The organism is Streptomyces sp. NPDC016851, assembly GCF_055562795.1.
Genome location: NZ_JBVHEP010000033.1, coordinates 38,454 through 54,942 on the forward strand (window position 1 = coordinate 38,454; position 16,489 = coordinate 54,942).

Annotated in this window: 16 protein-coding genes and 1 pseudogene; 5 read left to right on the forward strand and 12 right to left on the reverse strand. The window is 73.5% G+C overall.

All coding sequences use genetic code 11. The features are described from left to right. Positions 1-3: 3 nt before the first annotated feature. From ACZ3I3_RS36760 to ACZ3I3_RS36795, 8 genes are all read right to left on the reverse strand, one after another. A complete protein-coding gene (locus ACZ3I3_RS36760; protein WP_467372182.1) occupies positions 4-447 on the reverse strand; it encodes a BlaI/MecI/CopY family transcriptional regulator in 444 nt (147 codons plus the stop codon). A 209-nt stretch (positions 448-656) separates the two neighbouring features. Next, positions 657-845 carry a hypothetical protein gene (locus ACZ3I3_RS36765; protein ID WP_467372134.1) on the reverse strand — a complete coding sequence of 63 codons (189 nt, stop codon included), beginning with the start codon at positions 843-845 and terminating at the stop codon, positions 657-659. Positions 846-863: 18 nt separating this feature from the next. Then, a complete protein-coding gene (locus ACZ3I3_RS36770; RefSeq protein ID WP_467372183.1) occupies positions 864-1,568 on the reverse strand; it encodes a hypothetical protein in 705 nt (234 codons plus the stop codon). A 379-nt stretch (positions 1,569-1,947) separates the two neighbouring features. Further along, positions 1,948-2,745 (reverse strand): type III pantothenate kinase, encoded by a 798-nt coding sequence (locus ACZ3I3_RS36775; protein WP_306965004.1) that lies wholly within the window; start codon positions 2,743-2,745, stop codon positions 1,948-1,950. Between the two features lie 16 nt (positions 2,746-2,761). Further along, entirely contained in the window at positions 2,762-3,736 is a 975-nt protein-coding gene (gene nadC, locus ACZ3I3_RS36780) for a carboxylating nicotinate-nucleotide diphosphorylase (protein WP_467372135.1), read from the reverse strand. Between the two features lie 5 nt (positions 3,737-3,741). Then, complete coding sequence (locus ACZ3I3_RS36785) at positions 3,742-5,451, reverse strand: L-aspartate oxidase (RefSeq protein WP_467372136.1); 1,710 nt, start codon at positions 5,449-5,451, stop codon at positions 3,742-3,744. Continuing rightward, a complete protein-coding gene (gene panC, locus ACZ3I3_RS36790; protein WP_467372137.1) occupies positions 5,448-6,440 on the reverse strand; it encodes a pantoate--beta-alanine ligase in 993 nt (330 codons plus the stop codon). Before panC ends, ACZ3I3_RS36785 begins: the two co-directional genes overlap by 4 nt. Then, the gene (locus tag ACZ3I3_RS36795; protein ID WP_467372138.1) at positions 6,437-7,366 is read right to left on the reverse strand and encodes a Rossmann-like and DUF2520 domain-containing protein; all 930 of its coding nucleotides are present in this window, start codon (positions 7,364-7,366) and stop codon (positions 6,437-6,439) included. The genes panC and ACZ3I3_RS36795 overlap by 4 nt, the downstream gene beginning before the upstream one ends. A 195-nt stretch (positions 7,367-7,561) precedes the next feature. Between ACZ3I3_RS36795 and ACZ3I3_RS36800 the strand changes: the two genes are divergently transcribed. Continuing rightward, complete coding sequence (locus tag ACZ3I3_RS36800) at positions 7,562-8,776, forward strand: threonine aldolase family protein (RefSeq protein WP_467372139.1); 1,215 nt, start codon at positions 7,562-7,564, stop codon at positions 8,774-8,776. Here ACZ3I3_RS36800 and ACZ3I3_RS36805 read toward each other — a convergent pair. Further along, a complete protein-coding gene (locus ACZ3I3_RS36805; protein ID WP_467372140.1) occupies positions 8,766-8,990 on the reverse strand; it encodes a hypothetical protein in 225 nt (74 codons plus the stop codon). The two genes, ACZ3I3_RS36800 and ACZ3I3_RS36805, sit on opposite strands and share 11 nt — an antisense overlap. Positions 8,991-9,149: 159 nt before the next feature. On the opposite strand from ACZ3I3_RS36805, the pseudogene ACZ3I3_RS36810 reads away from it, so the two are divergent. After that, positions 9,150-10,255: pseudogene (locus ACZ3I3_RS36810) on the forward strand (DUF5937 family protein). 19 nt (positions 10,256-10,274) lie between these two features. On the opposite strand, the gene ACZ3I3_RS36815 reads toward ACZ3I3_RS36810, so the two are convergent. After that, positions 10,275-10,946, reverse strand: coding sequence for a response regulator transcription factor (locus ACZ3I3_RS36815; RefSeq protein ID WP_399415654.1), 672 nt, complete (start codon positions 10,944-10,946; stop codon positions 10,275-10,277). A gap of 98 nt (positions 10,947-11,044) precedes the next feature. Continuing rightward, complete coding sequence (locus tag ACZ3I3_RS36820; protein ID WP_467372141.1) at positions 11,045-12,235, reverse strand: sensor histidine kinase; 1,191 nt, start codon at positions 12,233-12,235, stop codon at positions 11,045-11,047. Positions 12,236-12,353: 118 nt separating this feature from the next. Between ACZ3I3_RS36820 and ACZ3I3_RS36825 the strand changes: the two genes are divergently transcribed. Next, on the forward strand, positions 12,354-13,358 hold the full coding sequence (locus ACZ3I3_RS36825; protein WP_467372142.1) for an SAM-dependent methyltransferase: 1,005 nt from the start codon (positions 12,354-12,356) through the stop codon (positions 13,356-13,358). A gap of 36 nt (positions 13,359-13,394) precedes the next feature. On the opposite strand, the gene ACZ3I3_RS36830 is transcribed toward ACZ3I3_RS36825, so the two are convergent. After that, entirely contained in the window at positions 13,395-14,546 is a 1,152-nt protein-coding gene (locus tag ACZ3I3_RS36830; RefSeq protein ID WP_467372143.1) for an NADH-quinone oxidoreductase subunit D, read from the reverse strand. 31 nt (positions 14,547-14,577) lie between these two features. Between ACZ3I3_RS36830 and ACZ3I3_RS36835 the strand changes: the two genes are divergently transcribed. Both ACZ3I3_RS36835 and ACZ3I3_RS36840 read left to right on the forward strand, forming a co-directional pair. Next, positions 14,578-15,108, forward strand: coding sequence for a PH domain-containing protein (locus ACZ3I3_RS36835; protein WP_467372144.1), 531 nt, complete (start codon positions 14,578-14,580; stop codon positions 15,106-15,108). After that, the gene (locus ACZ3I3_RS36840) at positions 15,105-16,448 is read left to right on the forward strand and encodes a PH domain-containing protein (protein WP_467372145.1); all 1,344 of its coding nucleotides are present in this window, start codon (positions 15,105-15,107) and stop codon (positions 16,446-16,448) included. The genes ACZ3I3_RS36835 and ACZ3I3_RS36840 overlap by 4 nt, the downstream gene beginning before the upstream one ends. Positions 16,449-16,489 lie beyond the last annotated feature (41 nt).

The following is a 16,489-nucleotide window of genomic DNA, read 5'->3' on the forward strand; positions in this document are numbered from 1 at the left end:
ACGCTATCGCCCGCCAGGGTCCTGAGCAGAGGCGGGGTTCTCCGGCGGTTCCGTTCGTTCCGGGGGTTCGGTTCGTTCCGGCGGTTGGGCCAGTTCCGACGGTCCGGTCGGTTTCTGGGTTTCCGGGACCTGGGCGATGCGTACGGCATCGCGGAGAGTCTCTCGCTGTTCCTCGCTCATCATGCCGAAGAAGGCGACGAGAGCCGCGGCGGGGTTGTCGCTCTGCGACCAGGCGTCGTTCATCAGGGCGGCGGCGTAGGCGGCGCGTGTGGAGACCGCCTCATATCGATAGGCGCGGCCTTCCGCCTCGCGGCGCACCCAGCCCTTCTGATGGAGATTGTCCAAAACGGTCATCACGGTGGTGTACGCGATGGACCGCTCCTTCTGAAGATCTTCCAGGACTTCTCGAACGGTCACCGGGCGGTTCCACTTCCACACCCGCGACATGACCGCGTCTTCGAGTTCTCCCAATGGGCGAGGCACACCTCAGAACAATAGTGGGAGATCTGGGTAATGGCGTGGCGGACGTGCGCTTCACCGGCGAACGGGAGCAAAAAGGGCGTACGACTCGAAAGTGCGGGCCTCGCCGGGGGCCGGCCGCACGGAGTCGTACGCCGCAGGAGCGCTGCGCCCCGGGGGGGGCGGCAGCGGTCGGGTCAGGCTTCGGCCTTCGGGGGCGTCACGGAGGACTGCCGGGCGCCCTCCACGCGCGCGAGGGCGGCGTCGACGGCCGCGTCCTCCTTGGCCTTGTTGGCGCCGCCCTGTGTCTTCACGATCACCCGGATCACGCCGATGAAGAAGATGGCCATGACGACCGGGGGCAGGAGCGCGGAGACGTAGTCCATGGATCCAGAGTAGCCACGTCAGCCCGCGGCGAGCTGCTGGGGGTTGCCCGGGGGCGGCGGCGGGGTGGGCTTGCGGCGCGGGAAGACCTCGCCCGGGGTGGGGATCGGGCGGCCGGGTTTCGGGGTGCCCGGGGCGGGGGCCGGGGCGGGCTTGGGGGCTGGCTTCGGAGCCGCCGGCTTCCGTGCGGGCTTCTTCTCGGGCTGCTTTTCCGGGGTGTCCTCGGCGACGGTGGAGAGGCCGCCGGGGAGGGGCAGGAGACGGAGGCGCGTGCGGGAGGCGGGGACGGTGGGAGCGGTGGGTCGGGCGGCCGGTTGGGCGAGCGGTTGGGCGAGCGGCGAGGGGATGTGCGGGCGGGTGGCGCGTCCGGGTTGCTGCTGCTGGTCCGTGAGCCGATGACAGCGGTCCAGGAGGGCGGCCGCGGTGGGGTTGCCGCGCAGGGCGCCGAGTGCGGCGATGTCGTCCGGCTGAGGGCGGTATCCGGCGCCCAGTGCCTCGTCCAGGAGCGTGAGGTAGCCGGCGGCGGTGCCGGGGAGGGCGGCGCGATACCGGCCGAGGTCGGCCACGAGGAAGGCACGCAGCCTGGCTCCCTCCCGCATCGCCTCGTCGAGCGACTCTGCGAGGCGGAGGCAGTCCTGGACGTCGTCGGCCGAGGCGGAGGTGGGGTGAAGGGCGAGGGCGAGAGCGCGGCGGAGCACACGCAGCTCCTCCACGCCGAACGCCATGCCGCCGCGGGATCCATATGGCGTGGGCATGCTGCGACGATACGCGCTAATCAGACAATCCCCGCATATCGGGCGGGTGTGGCGTGGGGGACCACCCGGGTGGGCGGGGGCGCGGTCGCCTGCGGCGGGCTGGTGGGTCGGGGCCGCGCCGGGGGGTGTCCGTCCTCGGAACGGCGCGATGGGGTCAGACACCGACTAACCGGCGTTGACGCGCCAACCGCTGCGGGCGGACACCCCCCGACACGTCCCCTGCTCGCCGTAGGCGGGTGCGGGTCCGTCTAGCTGCGGGCAGTCGTGCCGCTGGGGCGGCACGGGTGGGCGCAGCGGCACCCCGCCACGCCGGGCTGCGCACCCACCCGGCCCCAGCAACAGCGCGCCGTCACATACGTGACACGTTCCGCTCGTACACCAGTCGCAAGCCGATCAGCGTCAGCCACGGCTCGTGCTCGTCGATGACCGAGGACTCGCCCAGAACCATCGGTGCCAGACCCCCTGTCGCGATGACCGTGACATCCTCCGGGTCCTCCGACAGCTCGCGGGCCACGCGGTTGACGACCCCGTCGACCTGGCCGGCGAAGCCGTAGATGATGCCCGACTGCATCGCCTCGACCGTGTTCTTGCCGATGACGCTGCGCGGCCGGGCCACCTCGATCTTGCGGAGCTGGGCGCCGCGGACGCCGAGGGCCTCGACGGAGATCTCGATGCCGGGGGCGATGACCCCGCCGACGTACTCGCCGCGCGCGCTGACCGCGTCGAACGTCGTCGCCGTGCCGAAGTCGACGACGATCGCGGGGCCGCCGTAGAGCTCGACCGCCGCGACCGCGTTGATGATGCGGTCCGCGCCGACCTCCTTGGGGTTGTCCATGAGGATCGGCACGCCCGTCTTGACGCCCGGTTCGACCAGGACCGCCGGGACGTCGCCGTAGTAGCGGCGCGTCACCTCGCGGAGCTCGTGCAGGACCGAGGGGACGGTCGCGCAGATGGCGATGCCGTCGATGCCGTCGCCCAGTTCGTCCCCGAGGAGCGGGTGCATGCCCATCAGGCCCTGGAGAAGGACCGCCAGTTCGTCCGCGGTGCGGCGCGCGTCCGTGGAGATGCGCCAGTGTTCGACGATGTCCTCGCCGTCGAACAGGCCCAGGACGGTGTGCGTGTTGCCTACGTCGATCGTCAGCAGCATGGCCCGTACCCGCTCCCTACTCCGCCGGCCGCAGGTCCAGGCCGATGTCCAGGATCGGCGAGGAGTGGGTGAGGGCTCCGACGGCCAGGTAGTCGACGCCGGTGTCCGCGTAGGCCTTGGCGTTGTCGAGGGTGAGGCGGCCCGAGGCCTCCAGGGCGGCGCGGCCCTGGACGAGGGCGACCGCCTCCTCGCACTCGCCCGGCGTGAAGTTGTCCAGGAGGATCAGGTCGGCGCCGGCGTCCAGGACCTCGCGGAGCTGGTGCAGGGTGTCGACCTCGACCTCGACGGGGACGTCGGGGAAGCGTTCGCGGACCGCCTTGAAGGCCTCGGCGACGCCGCCCGCGGCGACCACGTGGTTGTCCTTGACGAGGGCCGCGTCCGAGAGGGACATGCGGTGGTTGACGCCGCCGCCGCAGCGGACCGCGTACTTCTCCAGGGAGCGCAGGCCCGGTGTCGTCTTGCGGGTGTCGCGGACCTTGGCCTTCGTGCCGGCCAGGGCGTCCGCCCACGCGCGCGTGGCCGTCGCGATGCCCGACAGGCGGCACAGGATGTTCAGTGCGCTTCGCTCGGCCGTGAGGAGGTCGCGGGTGCGGGTGGTGACCGACAGGAGCTTCTGGCCCGCCTCGACGCGGTCGCCGTCCTCCGCGTGGCGCTCGATCTCGAGCTCCTCCTCGCAGACGACCGAGATGACCGCTTCGGCGATGCGCAGGCCGGCCACGACGCCCGCCTCGCGGGCCGTGAAGTCGGCCGTGGACACCGCGTCCTCGGGGATCGTCGCCACCGTCGTCACGTCCACGCCGTGGGCCAGGTCCTCCTGGAGGGCCACGTTGGCGATGTCCTCGACCTCGACGGGGTCGAGGCCGGCGTCGGCCAGGAGCTGGGCGAGCGCGGGGTCCAGCCCGCACTCCAGGTATGCCTCCTCGTCCGCGCCGCAGGCGCAGCCGTCGCCGCAGCCTCCGGACGAGGCGAGGGGAAGGTCGGGGGTGCTCACGTCGGTCACTGCTCCTGGGGGGCCTGGGGCGGGAGGGTCGTAGGGAAGTGTGTGGTGTCCGTGGTGTGCACGGCCAGCGTGCGGTCGGGGTTCAGGCGTACGACGATGTGGCGCCGCCAGGTGGTGTCGTCGCGCTCGGAGTGGTCCTCGCGCCAGTGGCAGCCCCGGGTCTCCTCGCGCAGCCGGGCCGCGGCGACCAGGACGCGGGCCACGCACAGCAGGTTGGTGGCCTCCCAGGTGTCGACGCCGGCCTCGGCCGTCTTGCCGTTCTCGGCGAGGGCGTCGCGGGCGTCGGTGTGCAGCTGCTGCAGCTGGTCGGCGGCCTTGGTGAGGGATTCCGCCGAGCGCAGGACACCGGCCCCGTTCGTCATGATCCGCTGGATCGTGAAGCGGGCCTCCGGGGTGAGCAGCGGGTGCTCGGGGGTCTCCGGGTGCGGCAGCGGCTGCGGCACGCGCGCTTCGAGGCCGTTCGCGGCGATGTCGGCCGCGATGCGCTCGGCGTAGACGAGGCCTTCGAGGAGGGAGTTGGAGGCCAGGCGGTTGGCGCCGTGCACGCCGGTGCAGGCGACCTCGCCGCACGCGTACAGGCCGGGGACGGTCGTACGGCCCCGGGAGTCGGTGCGGACGCCGCCGGAGGCGTAGTGGGCGGCCGGGGCGACCGGGATGGGCTCGGTGACCGGGTCGATGCCGTGGGCGCGGCAGGCGGCGAGGATCGTCGGGAAGCGGTGTTCCCACATGTCGGCGCCGAAGTGCCGGGCGTCGAGGAACATGTGCTCGGCGTCCTGCTCCTGCATGCGGCGCGTGATGCCCTTGGCGACGATGTCCCGCGGGGCGAGTTCGGCCAGTTCGTGCTGCCCCTGCATGAAGCGCACGCCGTCGGCGTCGACCAGGTGGGCGCCCTCGCCGCGGACCGCCTCGGAGACCAGGGGCTGCTGGCCCTCCGCGTCGGAGCCCAGGAAGAGGACCGTCGGGTGGAACTGGACGAACTCCAGGTCGCTCACCTCGGCGCCCGCGCGCAGCGCCAGGGCCACGCCGTCGCCCGTGGAGACCGACGGGTTGGTCGTCGCCGAGAAGACCTGGCCCATGCCGCCGGTCGCCAGGACCACCGCGGGGGCGTGGACCGCGCCCACGCCGTCGTGCTGGCCCTCGCCCATGACGTGCAGGGTCACGCCCGCCGTGCGGCCCTCGGCGTCCGTGAGGAGGTCCAGGACGAGCGCGTTCTCGACCGTGCGCATGCCCCGCGCGCGTACCGCTTCGACCAGGGCCCTGGAGATCTCGGCACCGGTGGCGTCGCCGCCGGCGTGGGCGATGCGGCGGCGGTGGTGGCCGCCCTCGCGGGTGAGTTCCAGTTGTCCTTCGGACGACTCGTCGAAGTGCGCGCCGGTCTCGATGAGGCGGCGTACGGCGTCGGGGCCCTCGGTGACGAGGATGCGGACCGCTTCCTCGTCGCACAGGCCCGCGCCCGCGACCAGGGTGTCGTCCAGGTGCTGTTCGGGGGTGTCGCCGTCGCCGAGGGCCGCGGCGATGCCGCCCTGGGCCCAGCGGGTGGAGCCGTCGTCCAGGCGGGCCTTGGTGACGACGACGGTGGTGAGGCCGGCCGCCTCGCAGCGCAGGGCGGCGGTGAGGCCGGCGACGCCGGAGCCGACGACGACCACGTCCGCGGAGAGGGACCACCCGGGGGCGGGCGCGTGCAGTCGTATGCCTGTGCTGGTCACGAGGCGGCTCCGAAGGTGAGGGGAACGTTGTCGATCAGCCGGGTCGTCCCGACCCGGGCGGCGACGGCGAGGACCGCCTCGCCGGTGAAGTCGTCCCCGATCTCGGTGAAGTCGGACGGGTCGACCAGGGCGAGGTAGTCCAGCACGAGCGGCGGGTCGAGGCGGGCGGCCTCGTCGAGGACCTGGCGGGCGGCCGCGCGGACGGCGGCCGGGCTGCCCGGGACGGCCGTCGCGACGGCGTGCGCGTCCGCTGCCGCACGGGACTCGCCTATGGCGCTGAGGGCCTCGGCACGCGCGCGCGTGGCGGGCACCTCGCGGGCCCGGGCGCGCAGGGCCTCCTGCGCGGCGTGCCGGTCCTGACCCGCGAACAGGGCGCCGGACAGCGCGAGGGCGGTGCGCCGCTCGGCGGGCGAGAGGTAGCGGTTGCGGCTGGACAGGGCCAGGCCGTCCTCCTCGCGGACCGTGGGGACGCCGACGATCTCCACGCCGAAGTTCAGGTCCCGCACCATGCGGCGGATCAGGGCGAGCTGCTGGGCGTCCTTCTGGCCGTACAGGGCGATGTCGGGGCGGGTGAGGTGCAGCAGCTTGGCGACGACCGTGAGCATGCCGTCGAAATGGCCCGGGCGGGAGGCGCCCTCCAGCCGCTCGCCCATGGGGCCCGCGGTGATGCGGACCTGGGGCTCGCCGCCGGGGTAGACCTCGTCGACGGCCGGGGCGAACACGACGTCGGCGCCCGACTCCCCGGCCAGCTTCACGTCGGCGTCGAGGGTGCGCGGATAGCGGTCGAGGTCTTCGCCCGCGCCGAACTGGAGCGGGTTGACGAAGACGGTGACGACGACTTCGCCGTCGGGTCCGGCGAGGGCTCGCGCGGTGCGGATCAGCGTGGCGTGGCCCTCGTGCAGCGCGCCCATGGTCATCACCACGGCGCGGCGGCCCGCACGCGCGCGTGCGTGCAGTTCGGCGGCGGTGCTGAGCAGGGTCGTGGTCATCGGGCGTCCCCTTCGGTGCCGTCGGTCCCGTTGGCGAGTACCCCGAGGAGGTCCTCGGCGAGCTCCGGCTTCAGCAGACCGTGGGCCAGGGCCCGGTCGGCGGTCGCGCGGGCCATCGCCAGATAGCCGTCGACGGCCTGCGGGGCGTGCCGCCGCAGCTCGGCGACATGCGCGGCGACCGTGCCCGCGTCGCCGCGCGCCACCGGGCCGGTGAGGGCCGCGTCGCCGGAGCGCAGGGCGTTGTCCAGGGCCGCGCCGAGCAGCGGGCCGAGCATCCGGTCGGGGGCCGAGACACCGGCCGTGCGCAGCAGCTCCAGGGACTGGGCGACCAGGGTGACCAGGTGGTTGGCGCCGAGCGCGAGGGCCGCGTGGTAGAGCGGCCGGTTCTCCTCGGCGATCCACTCCGGCTCGCCGCCCATCTCGATGACCAGGGCCTCGGCGGCCAGCCGCAGCTCCTCGGGCGCGGTGACGCCGAAGGAGCAGCCGGCCAGCCGCTGGACGTCCACGGGCGTGCCGGTGAAGGTCATCGCCGGGTGCAGGGCCAGCGGCAGGGCGCCCGCGCGCAGGGCGGGGTCGAGGACCCGCGCGCCGTACCGCCCGGAGGTGTGGACGAGCAGTTGTCCCGGCCGTACGGACCCGGTGTCGGCGAGGCCCGCGACCAGCTCGGGCAGGGCGTCGTCCGGGACCGTCAGCAGGACCAGCTCGGACCGCTGGAGGACCTCGGCGGGCGGCATCACCGGCACGTCCGGCAGCAGTTGCGCGGCGCGGCGCCGGGAGACCTCCGAGACCGCGGAGACGGCGACCGGGCGGTGCCCGGCGAGCTGGAGGGACGCGGCCAGTGCGGGTCCCACGCGGCCGGCGCCGACGACGCCGACGGTGAGCCGCGCGGGGCGGTCTCTGGGGTCTGGCTGTGGGGTTGTGTTCACTCGACGGCGGCCTTCCCGTTCCAGTCCGCTCCGGGTACCGGACGATTTCTCGTCATGTTAACGCGATCGGTTCGAGGGGCGTTCGGTTGTCCACAGGGTGTGCATCACACACGGGCACGGGCGTACGGGAACCCGTGCACGGGCGTACGGAAATCCGGGTGCCCGGCCGCACCCGCGCGCGGGATGATCCGGGCCATGAGTGACACGGCGGAACAAGCAGGACAGGCAGAACAGGACGAGCAGGCGACCGGGCAACTCTCGGACGAGGACCGGAGGTCACAGCTCCGTGAGCGGCGCCTTGCCGCCCACCGCGGCGCACAGCGCGTGTTCGCGCGCTTCGCCTTCCACAAGACGCTCCGGGAGCGGCTGGCGGAGCTGGACGGGGTGCAGGACCTGTACGACCTGGACGAGCGGTCCGACGTGTACGGCGACGGCGTCGTCGAGGCGCTGGAGACGAAGGTCGCCGGGCTGCTCGGCACCGAGGCCGCCGCGTTCTTCCCGACGGGCACGATGGCGCAGCAGGTGGCGCTGCGCTGCTGGGCGGGCCGCACCGGCAACCCGACCGTCGCCCTGCACGCGCTCAGCCATCCCGAGGTGCACGAGCGGAACGCGTTCAGCGAGGTCGGCGGCCTGCGCCCGGTGCGCGTGACGGGCGAGCCGCGGCTGCCCACCGCCGCCGAGGTGCGCGACTTCGAGGAGCCCTTCGGCGCGCTGATGCTGGAACTGCCCTTGCGGGACGCCGGTTTCGTGCTGCCCTCCTGGGAGGAGCTCACCGAGGTGGTAGCAGCAGCCCGGGAGCGTGACGCGGTGGTGCACTTCGACGGGGCCCGCCTGTGGGAGTCCACGGTCCACTTCGGCCGCTCCCTGGAGGAGATCGCGGGCCTGGCCGACAGCGTCTACGTGTCGTTCTACAAGTCCCTCGAGGGCTTCGGCGGTGCGGCGCTCGCCGGGCCGGGGGAGCTCGTGGAGGAGGCGAAGGCCTGGCGGCACCGGTACGGCGGCCTGGTCTTCCAGCAGTTCCCGGCGGCCCTGTCGGCGCTGGCCGGGCTGGAGCGGCAACTGCCCCGGCTGCCGGAGTTCGTCGCCCACGCGCGCGTGGTCGCCGCCGCCCTGCGCGAGGGGTTCGCGGCGGCCGGGGTGCCGTGGGCGCGCGTGCACCCGGAGGTGCCGCACACCCACGACTTCCAGGTGTGGCTGCCCTACGACGCCGACGTCCTCTCGGAGGCGGCGGTGCGGACGGCCGAGGAGACCGGCACCGTCCTGTTCTCCTTCGCCTGGGACCGCGGCGGCCCGGGCCTGGCCCGCACGGAGGTGCAGGTGCGGGCCGCCGGTCTCGAGTGGACCGCCGAGGACGTGAAGACGGCCGTCACCGACTTCGTCGCCCGGCTGCCCGGACCGATCAGCCGGTAGCGCGGCGACTGGAGGGCAGCAGCCACCGGCCCAGGGTGTGCCGGATCCGCTTCCGCCGGCGGGCCGGGCGCCCGGCGAGGACCGCCCGGAACTGCCGTTCGTCGCGCCACTCCCGTACGACCTGCCAGTCGTGCGTGCCCGGCGCGGGCGGGGCGGGCTCCCCGAGGGAGTGGGCGCGGTAGCTGTCGAGGAGGTACTGCTGCGTGATGCTCATGGTGGATCGCCTCTGCGGGACGGGGTGATGGAGGCCCGAAGGCTCCGCGGCTGCCCCCGTGGTCCCACCGTGCGCCCGTGCCGGGGGCGACGTCGCGTCGATTGACGAGGCCCGTCAATCGAGCGGTGCGTTGTCAGTGGCGGGGTGCACCATGTGGTCATGAGCGTGCACATCGACATCGCCGGGTTGAGGCCGGAGGGGTCGCCGTCGTGCCCGCGCCCCTGGCCGAGCTGGGCATGGCGCTGCACGCGCTGTCCGAGCCGGGACACCACCCGGGCCTGCAGGGCTGGGTGACGGGGGTGACCGCCCGGCTCGACCCGCATCTGGCCGACCGGATGTGCGAGGCCGACTTCCTGTGGCGGACGACGTTCTCGGACCTGTTCATGCCCTTCGCCGGCCTCCCGGGCCGCAGCACCCTGCCGGGCGCCACGCTCGCCGAGGAACTGGACCTGCTGGACAAGCTGACGGACGAGCAGTTCGTGGACGCGGCTCTGGAGTTCACCTGTGCCGTCGGGTACGGCTCGTGCGGGCCCACCGCGCTGACCGACCCGGAGCTGCGCCGCCGGTCGCTGGACCTGGCCGCCGCGCGCGGGCCGCGGCAGCTGCGGTTCAGCGAGCGGCTGCTGGCCGACCCGCCCAGGATCCGGGCCTGGCTGCGGCAGTTCCTCCAGGACTGCGGCGAGGCGTTCTTCGGGGAGGCCTGGGCCCGGCTGCGCCACCAGCTGGCAGCGGACGCCCGCCACAAGACGGACCTGCTCAGGCACAAGGGCCTGGCCGAGGCGCTCGCCGCGGTGTCCCCGGCGTTGACGCTCGACGAGGCCGCCGCCGACATCGCGGTCGACAAGCTGGGCGAGGGCCGTACGACGACGGGCGACGGCGGCCTGCTGCTCGTCCCGACGAGCCTGGGCTGGCCCCATCTGGCGGTCCTGCACCGGTACGGCTGGCAGCCGGTGCTGCACTACCCGGTCGGCTCCCCGGAGATCGCCGCCCCGCCCACGCTGGAGCAGCTGGCCCTGCGCATGACCGCGCTGTCCCACCCCGTGCGCATGCGCATCTGCCGCCATCTGGCCCGCAGCGCGTACACCACCGGTGAGCTGGCGCAGGGGCACGGCATGACGGCCCCGGAGATATCCCGGCATCTGGCCGTGCTGAAGAAGGCGGGCCTGATCACCACCCGCCGCCGCGGGCGCTACGTCCTGCACCAGCTGGACGTGACGGTGGTGGCCCGGCTCGGCAGCGAGTTCCTGGAGGGGATCCTCAGATAGCAGCGACCTGGCGGACGGCTCAGGCGTGCCCGCCGGCCCGCACCAGCCCCGTCTCGTAGGCGAGCACCACCACCTGCACCCGGTCCCTGAGGCCGAGCTTGGTCAGGATGCGGCCCACGTGTGTCTTCACGGTCGCCTCGGACAGCACGAGCCGGGCCGCGATCTCGCCGTTGGACAGGCCCTGCGCGACCAGCACCATGACCTCGCGCTCGCGTCCGGTGAGCCGCTCCAGCTCCTGGTGCTGGGGCTCCTTCGCGGTGCTCGGCAGCATCGGCGCGAAGCGGTCCAGGAGCCGCCGGGTGGTGGAGGGGGCGACGACCGCGTCCCCGCTGTGCACGGAGCGGATCGCGGCGAGGAGCTCCCCGGGCGGCACGTCCTTGAGCATGAAGCCGGAGGCGCCCGCCTTCAGGCCCGAGAAGGCGTACTCGTCGAGGTCGAACGTGGTCAGGATGAGCACCTTCGGCGGGTCGGTGTCCGAGCAGATCCGGCGGGTCGCCTCCACTCCGTCCAGCTTCGGCATGCGCACGTCCATCAGCACCACGTCGACCTCGGTCGAGCGCAGCACCTGGAGGGCCTCGACGCCGTCGCCCGCCTCCGCCACGACCTCCATGTCCGGCTGGGCGGCGAGCACCATCCGGAAACCGGTGCGCAGCAGCACCTGGTCGTCGACGAGCATCACGCGGATCGTCATCGGAGCCTCTTCCAGTCTCTGTTGAAGGTGGGAGCGTTACAGGTGGGAGCTTTGCAGGTGGGAGCGTTACAGGTGTCAGCGAGGGGCGTGTGCCGTGGTCAGCCGGCGGGTTTGAGCGGCAGCAGGGCACTGATGCGGAATCCTCCGCCCGGGCGCGGGCCGGCGTCCAGGGTGCCGCCGACCATGCCGACCCGTTCGCGCATGCCGATCAGGCCGTGGCCCTGGCCGTCGAACCCGCCCTCCTCGTACAGCTCGTGCGGGGCGCCCTTGCCGTCGTCCTCGACGAGCAGGCCGAGGCCGTCGTCGAAGTAGACCAGGCGCACGCTCGCGCCCGCGTTGGGCCCGCCGTGCTTGCGGGTGTTGGTGAGCGCCTCCTGCACGATGCGGTAGGCGGTGAGCTCGACGCCGCTGGGCAGCGGGCGGGGGGTGCCCTCGACCTTGAAGTCGACGGGCAGTCCGTGCCCGCGGCACTGCTCGACGAGGTCCTCGATCTGCTGGACGTCGGGCTGCGGCACGTACTCGCCGCCCTCCTCGTGCTCCCCGGTGCGCAGCACGCCGAGCAGGCGGCGCATCTCGGCGAGGGCCTGACGGCCGGTGGAGGAGATGGTCTCCAGGGCCTTCTTCGCCTGGTCGGGGGCGGCGTCGAGGACGTAGGCGGCGCCGTCGGCCTGCACCACCATCACCGAGACGTTGTGCGCGACGACGTCGTGCAACTCGCGGGCGATGCGGGCGCGTTCGGCGGCGACGGCGACCTTGGACTGTGCCTCGCGCTCCCTCTCCAGGCGGGCGGCCCGCTCCTCCAGCTGCGCGAAGTAGGCGCGGCGGGTGCGGATGGAGTCGCCGAGCACCCAGGCGAGGGCGAAGGGCACGGTCATGAAGACCGCCGCGGCGATGCCGGTCGCGGCACTCGTCTGGTCGCTCGGCCAGCGCAGGTGGGCGACGGGGGCCGCGCACAGGCCGGCGACCAGCGCGAAACGGGAGGCCCAGCGCGCGCCCTCCGCGGCGACCGTGTAGACGATCACCAGCATGGCGAAGTCGTGAGGGCCCATCTCGACATCGGTGATCAGCTGGGCCACACCGACCGCGGTCGCGAGCAGCAGCATCTTCTCCGGCATGCGGCGGCGCAGCGCGACCACCAGGCACAACAGCAGCGAGAGCGGAACGGCGACGGCCGGGGAGCCGAATCCGCCCGACGCTCCGCCGACCACGGAAATCCCGAGGAGGACCACGGCCCACGAGCCGTCGACCCACATCGGGTGCCTGCGGAGGAAGTCATAGAGGCGCTGCACGTAACCCAGCGTAGGGAAGCGGGATAGGTGCAGGGGTCAACCGGAGGGCCGATCCGCACCGGGCGCGTGTACTCCGCAAGGTGGAGTTGCGTTCGTTGTGTCCGCATAGCCTGGCCCCGTGACAGCAGTGACGAGGGGCGAGGGACCGGAGGGGCCCCGGTGGCGCGGGTGGCGTGCGGCGGCTCAGGACGCCCTGTACGGGCCGGAGGGTTTCTACCGGCGGGCCGAGGGGCCGGCCGGGCACTTCCGTACGTCCGTGCACGCGTCGCCGCTGTTCGCAGGGGCGGTGGCGGAGCTGCTGTGCCGGGTCGACGAGACGCTGGGAGGGCCCGCGACGCTGGACTTCGTCGACATGGCGGCCGGGCGCGGCGAGCTGGCCGCCGGGGTGCTCGCCGCGCTCCCGGCCGACGTCGCGGCCCGCACGCGCGCGTGCGCCGTCGAAGTCGCCGGGCGGCCCGCGGGCCTGGATCACCGGATCGAGTGGCTGGCCGAGCCGCCGCAGGGCGTGAGCGGGCTGCTGTTCGCCAACGAGTGGCTGGACAACGTACCGGTGGAGGTCGCCGAGGTGGACTCCGCGGGCGTGGCGCGGCTGGTGCTGGTCCGGGAGGACGGGGCCGAACGGCTCGGGGAGCCGGTCGACGGGGCGCAGGCGCGGTGGCTGGCGCGCTGGTGGCCGCTGCCCGGTGAGACGGGGCTGCGGGCCGAGATCGGCCTGCCCAGGGACGAGGCCTGGGCCTCGGCGGTCGCCACGGTCGACCGGGGGCTCGCGGTCGCCGTGGACTACGCGCACACGGCGGACACGCGGCCGCCGTTCGGGACGCTCACCGGCTTCCGGGAGGGCCGCGAGACGGCGGCCGTGCCGGACGGCTCCTGCGACATCACGGCCCATGTGGCCCTCGACGCGTGCGCGCTGCCCGGCGGGCGGCTGCTCCCGCAGCGCGAGGCACTGCGCACCCTCGGCGTGACCGGCGCACGCCCCCCGCTCACGCTGGCGTCCACCGACCCCGCCGCCTACGTACGCGCCCTCGCGAGCGCCGGAGAGGCCGCGGAGCTCACCGCGGCGGGGGGCCTCGGCGACTTCGGGTGGCTGGTGCAGCCGGTCGGGATCGAGGACCCGCTCTAGGGCAGGGCACGGACGCTCTTCGCAGGGCCCGGGACGCTACTTGTCGATGTCGCCCACGACGAAGAACATCGACCCCAGGATCGCCACCATGTCCGCGACCAGCGTCCCCGGCAGCAGCTCCGTCAGCACCTGGATGTTGTTGTACGAGGCCGAGCGCAGCTTCAGCCGGTACGGGGTCTTGTCGCCCTTGCTGACCAGGTAGTAGCCGTTGATGCCGAGGGGGTTCTCGGTCCAGGCGTACGTGTGGCCCTCGGGTGCCTTCAGGACCTTGGGGAGCCGCTGGTTGACCGGCCCGGGCGGCAGCTCGGCGAGCCGGTCGAGGCAGGCGTCGGCCAGGTTCAGCGCGTTGTGCGTCTGCTCCAGGAGGCACTCGAAGCGGGCGAGGCAGTCGCCCTCCTGCCGGGTCACCACCTTCAGGACGTCGCCCAGCTCCCCGTAGGCGAGGTACGGCTCGTCCCGGCGCAGGTCGAAGTCGACGCCCGAGGCCCGGCCGATCGGCCCGCTCACCCCGTACGCGTGCACGGCCTCCGGCGAGAGCGTGCCCACGCCGCGGGTGCGGCCCCGGAAGATCTCGTTGCCGAGCACCAGGTCGTCGAACCGGTCCATCCGGGAACGGACGTCGGCGACGGCGGCACGCGCGCGCGTGGTCCAGCCGGCCGGCAGGTCCTCCTTGAGGCCGCCCACGCGGTTGAACATGTAGTGCATCCGCCCGCCGGAGACCTCCTCCATGACGTGCTGGAGCTCCTCGCGCTCCCGGAAGGCGTAGAAGATCGGGGTGATCCCGCCGAGCTCCAGCGGGTACGAGCCGAGGAACATCAGGTGGTTGAGCACCCGGTTCAGCTCGGCGAGCAGCGTACGCAGCCACACCGCGCGCTCGGGGACCTCCATGCCGAGCATCCGCTCCACGGCGAGCACCACGCCCAGCTCGTTGGAGAAGGCCGACAGCCAGTCGTGGCGGTTGGCGAGCATGATGATCTGGCGGTAGTCGCGCGCCTCGAACAGCTTCTCCGCGCCGCGGTGCATATAGCCGATCACGGGCTCCGCATGCGTGATGCGCTCGCCGTCCAGCACGAGCTTCAGCCGCAGTACACCGTGCGTGGACGGGTGCTGCGGCCCGATGTTGAGCACCATGTCGGTGCTCTCCGCGGCGCCGCCGATTCCGACCATGGTCTCCGACGTAGGAGTCATGGACACAGTCTCTCCTACGTACGCTGGCCTCATGGAGACGGGGAGCCCGCAGGACACGGGGCAGACGGGGACAGAGAGCGCGGCGGGGGCCGTCGAGGACGGGCCGGTGTGGATCGCGCTGCCGCCCGGGCTGCTGAAGATGCGGCGGTTGCTGCTGGTGGTGTGGCTGGGGCTGATCAGCCTGGCGGCCGGGCTGGTGCCAGGCCTGATGGCCGGACCGGCCTGGGCCGCCTTCGCGCTGCCGCCGCTGGCGCTGATGGCCTGGGGCTGGGTGATGCTGGAGCGCAACTGGCGCTCCTGGCGGTACGCCGAGCGCGCCGACGACCTGCTGATCAGCCGCGGTGTGCTGTGGCGCGAGGAGACGGTCGTGCCCTACGGGCGGATGCAGCTGGTCGAGGTCACCTCCGGTCCCGTGGAGCGGCACTTCGGGCTGGCCAGCGTGCAGCTGCACACGGCCGCCGCGGCGACCGACGCGACGATCCCGGGTCTGGACCCGGCCGAGGCCGAACGGCTGCGCGACCGGCTCACCGAGCTGGGCGAGGCCCGATCGGCGGGGCTGTGACAGCGCCCGACGCCGCTGAGGCCGCCGAACCCGCCGAGGCCGGGAAAGGGATCGTCGAGCGGCGGCTGCACCCCGTCACGCCGCTGAGGCGGGCCTGGGCCCCCGTCGCCGTCCTCATCGGCTGGGCCGTGCACGACCCGGACGGGGCGCAGCGCCATCTGACCCGGCTGACCACGACCACGCTCCTCATCGGCCTCGCCGTGCTCATCCCGGCCGCGGCCCTGTACGGCTTCTGCTCCTGGTGGTTCACGCACTTCGCGGTGACCGAGACCGAACTGCGCATCCGCACCGGCCTCTTCTTCCGCCGCACCGCGCACATCAGGCTGGAGCGGATCCAGGCCATCGACGTCACCCAGCCGCTGCTCGCGCGGGTCGCGGGCGTCGCCAAGCTCAAACTCGACGTCATAGGCACCGACAAGAAGGACGAGCTGGCCTTCCTGGGCGCGGACGAGGCGCGTGCGCTGCGGGCCGAACTGCTCGCCCGGGCTGCGGGATTCGCGCCCGAGACCGCGCACGAGGTCGGGGAGGCGCCGTCCCGGCAGATGCTCCGGGTGCCGCCCGGCGTCCTCGCCGTGTCACTGCTGCTCAGCGGGGCGACCTGGGGGTCGCTGGCCGCGGCGCTCGTCGTGCCGCCGGTGCTGTGGCTGGCCACCGAGAGCGTGTGGACCGTCCTGGCCGTCGCCCTGCCGCTGCTGGGCGCGGCGGGTGCGAGCAGCGTGGGGCGGTTCGTCAGCGAGTACGACTGGACGGTGGCCGAGTCGCCCGACGGGCTGCGCATCGACCACGGCCTGCTGGACCGGTCCCATGAGACGGTTCCGCCGGGGCGGGTGCAGACCGTGCGGATCGTGGAGCCGCTGCTGTGGCGGCGGCGCGGCTGGGTGCGCGTGGAGCTGGACGTGGCGGGGTCCTCCAACTCGGTGCTGGTGCCGGTCGCCCCGCGCGAGATCGCGGAGGTGGTCGTCGCGCGCGTGCTGCCCGGGGTGACCGTGCCGGAGCAGGCGGCCCTGTCGCCGTCGCCGCGCCGGGCCCGGTGGTGCGTGCCGGTGTGGTGGCGCGGGTACGGGCTCGCCGTCACGGACGCGGTGTTCGCGGCGCGGTCCGGGCTGCTGCGGCGCAGCCTCGCACTGGTGCCGCACGCGAAGGTGCAGAGCGTACGGATGACGCAGGGGCCGTGGGAGCGGGCCAGGGGCGTGGCCGACGTGTGTGTGGACACGGGCGCGAACAAGACGGTCACGGCGAGGCTGCGGGACGCGGCCGAGGCACGCGAGCTGCTGGCGGCACAGGCGGAGCGGTCACGGACGGGACGCAGGGACGCGCGGCCGGACCGCTGGATGGCGTGACCCGACCGCTGGATGGCGTGACCTGACGCGGAAGGGCCCCC

What these genes read in the sequence shown, in the direction of transcription:
- panC (WP_467372137.1), bottom strand. Translation starts at nt 6,440, where the DNA reads ATGACCACGACCCTGCTCAGCACCGCCGCCGAACTGCACGCACGCGCG.
- ACZ3I3_RS36800 (WP_467372139.1), top strand. Translation starts at nt 7,562, where the DNA reads ATGAGTGACACGGCGGAACAAGCAGGACAGGCAGAACAGGACGAGCAG.
- ACZ3I3_RS36775 (WP_306965004.1), bottom strand. Translation starts at nt 2,745, where the DNA reads ATGCTGCTGACGATCGACGTAGGCAACACGCACACCGTCCTGGGCCTG.
- ACZ3I3_RS36770 (WP_467372183.1), bottom strand. Translation starts at nt 1,568, where the DNA reads ATGGCGTTCGGCGTGGAGGAGCTGCGTGTGCTCCGCCGCGCTCTCGCC.
- ACZ3I3_RS36805 (WP_467372140.1), bottom strand. Translation starts at nt 8,990, where the DNA reads ATGAGCATCACGCAGCAGTACCTCCTCGACAGCTACCGCGCCCACTCC.
- ACZ3I3_RS36765 (WP_467372134.1), bottom strand. Translation starts at nt 845, where the DNA reads ATGGACTACGTCTCCGCGCTCCTGCCCCCGGTCGTCATGGCCATCTTC.
- ACZ3I3_RS36760 (WP_467372182.1), bottom strand. Translation starts at nt 447, where the DNA reads ATGTCGCGGGTGTGGAAGTGGAACCGCCCGGTGACCGTTCGAGAAGTC.
- ACZ3I3_RS36835 (WP_467372144.1), top strand. Translation starts at nt 14,578, where the DNA reads ATGGAGACGGGGAGCCCGCAGGACACGGGGCAGACGGGGACAGAGAGC.
- ACZ3I3_RS36830 (WP_467372143.1), bottom strand. Translation starts at nt 14,546, where the DNA reads ATGACTCCTACGTCGGAGACCATGGTCGGAATCGGCGGCGCCGCGGAG.
- ACZ3I3_RS36815 (WP_399415654.1), bottom strand. Translation starts at nt 10,946, where the DNA reads ATGACGATCCGCGTGATGCTCGTCGACGACCAGGTGCTGCTGCGCACC.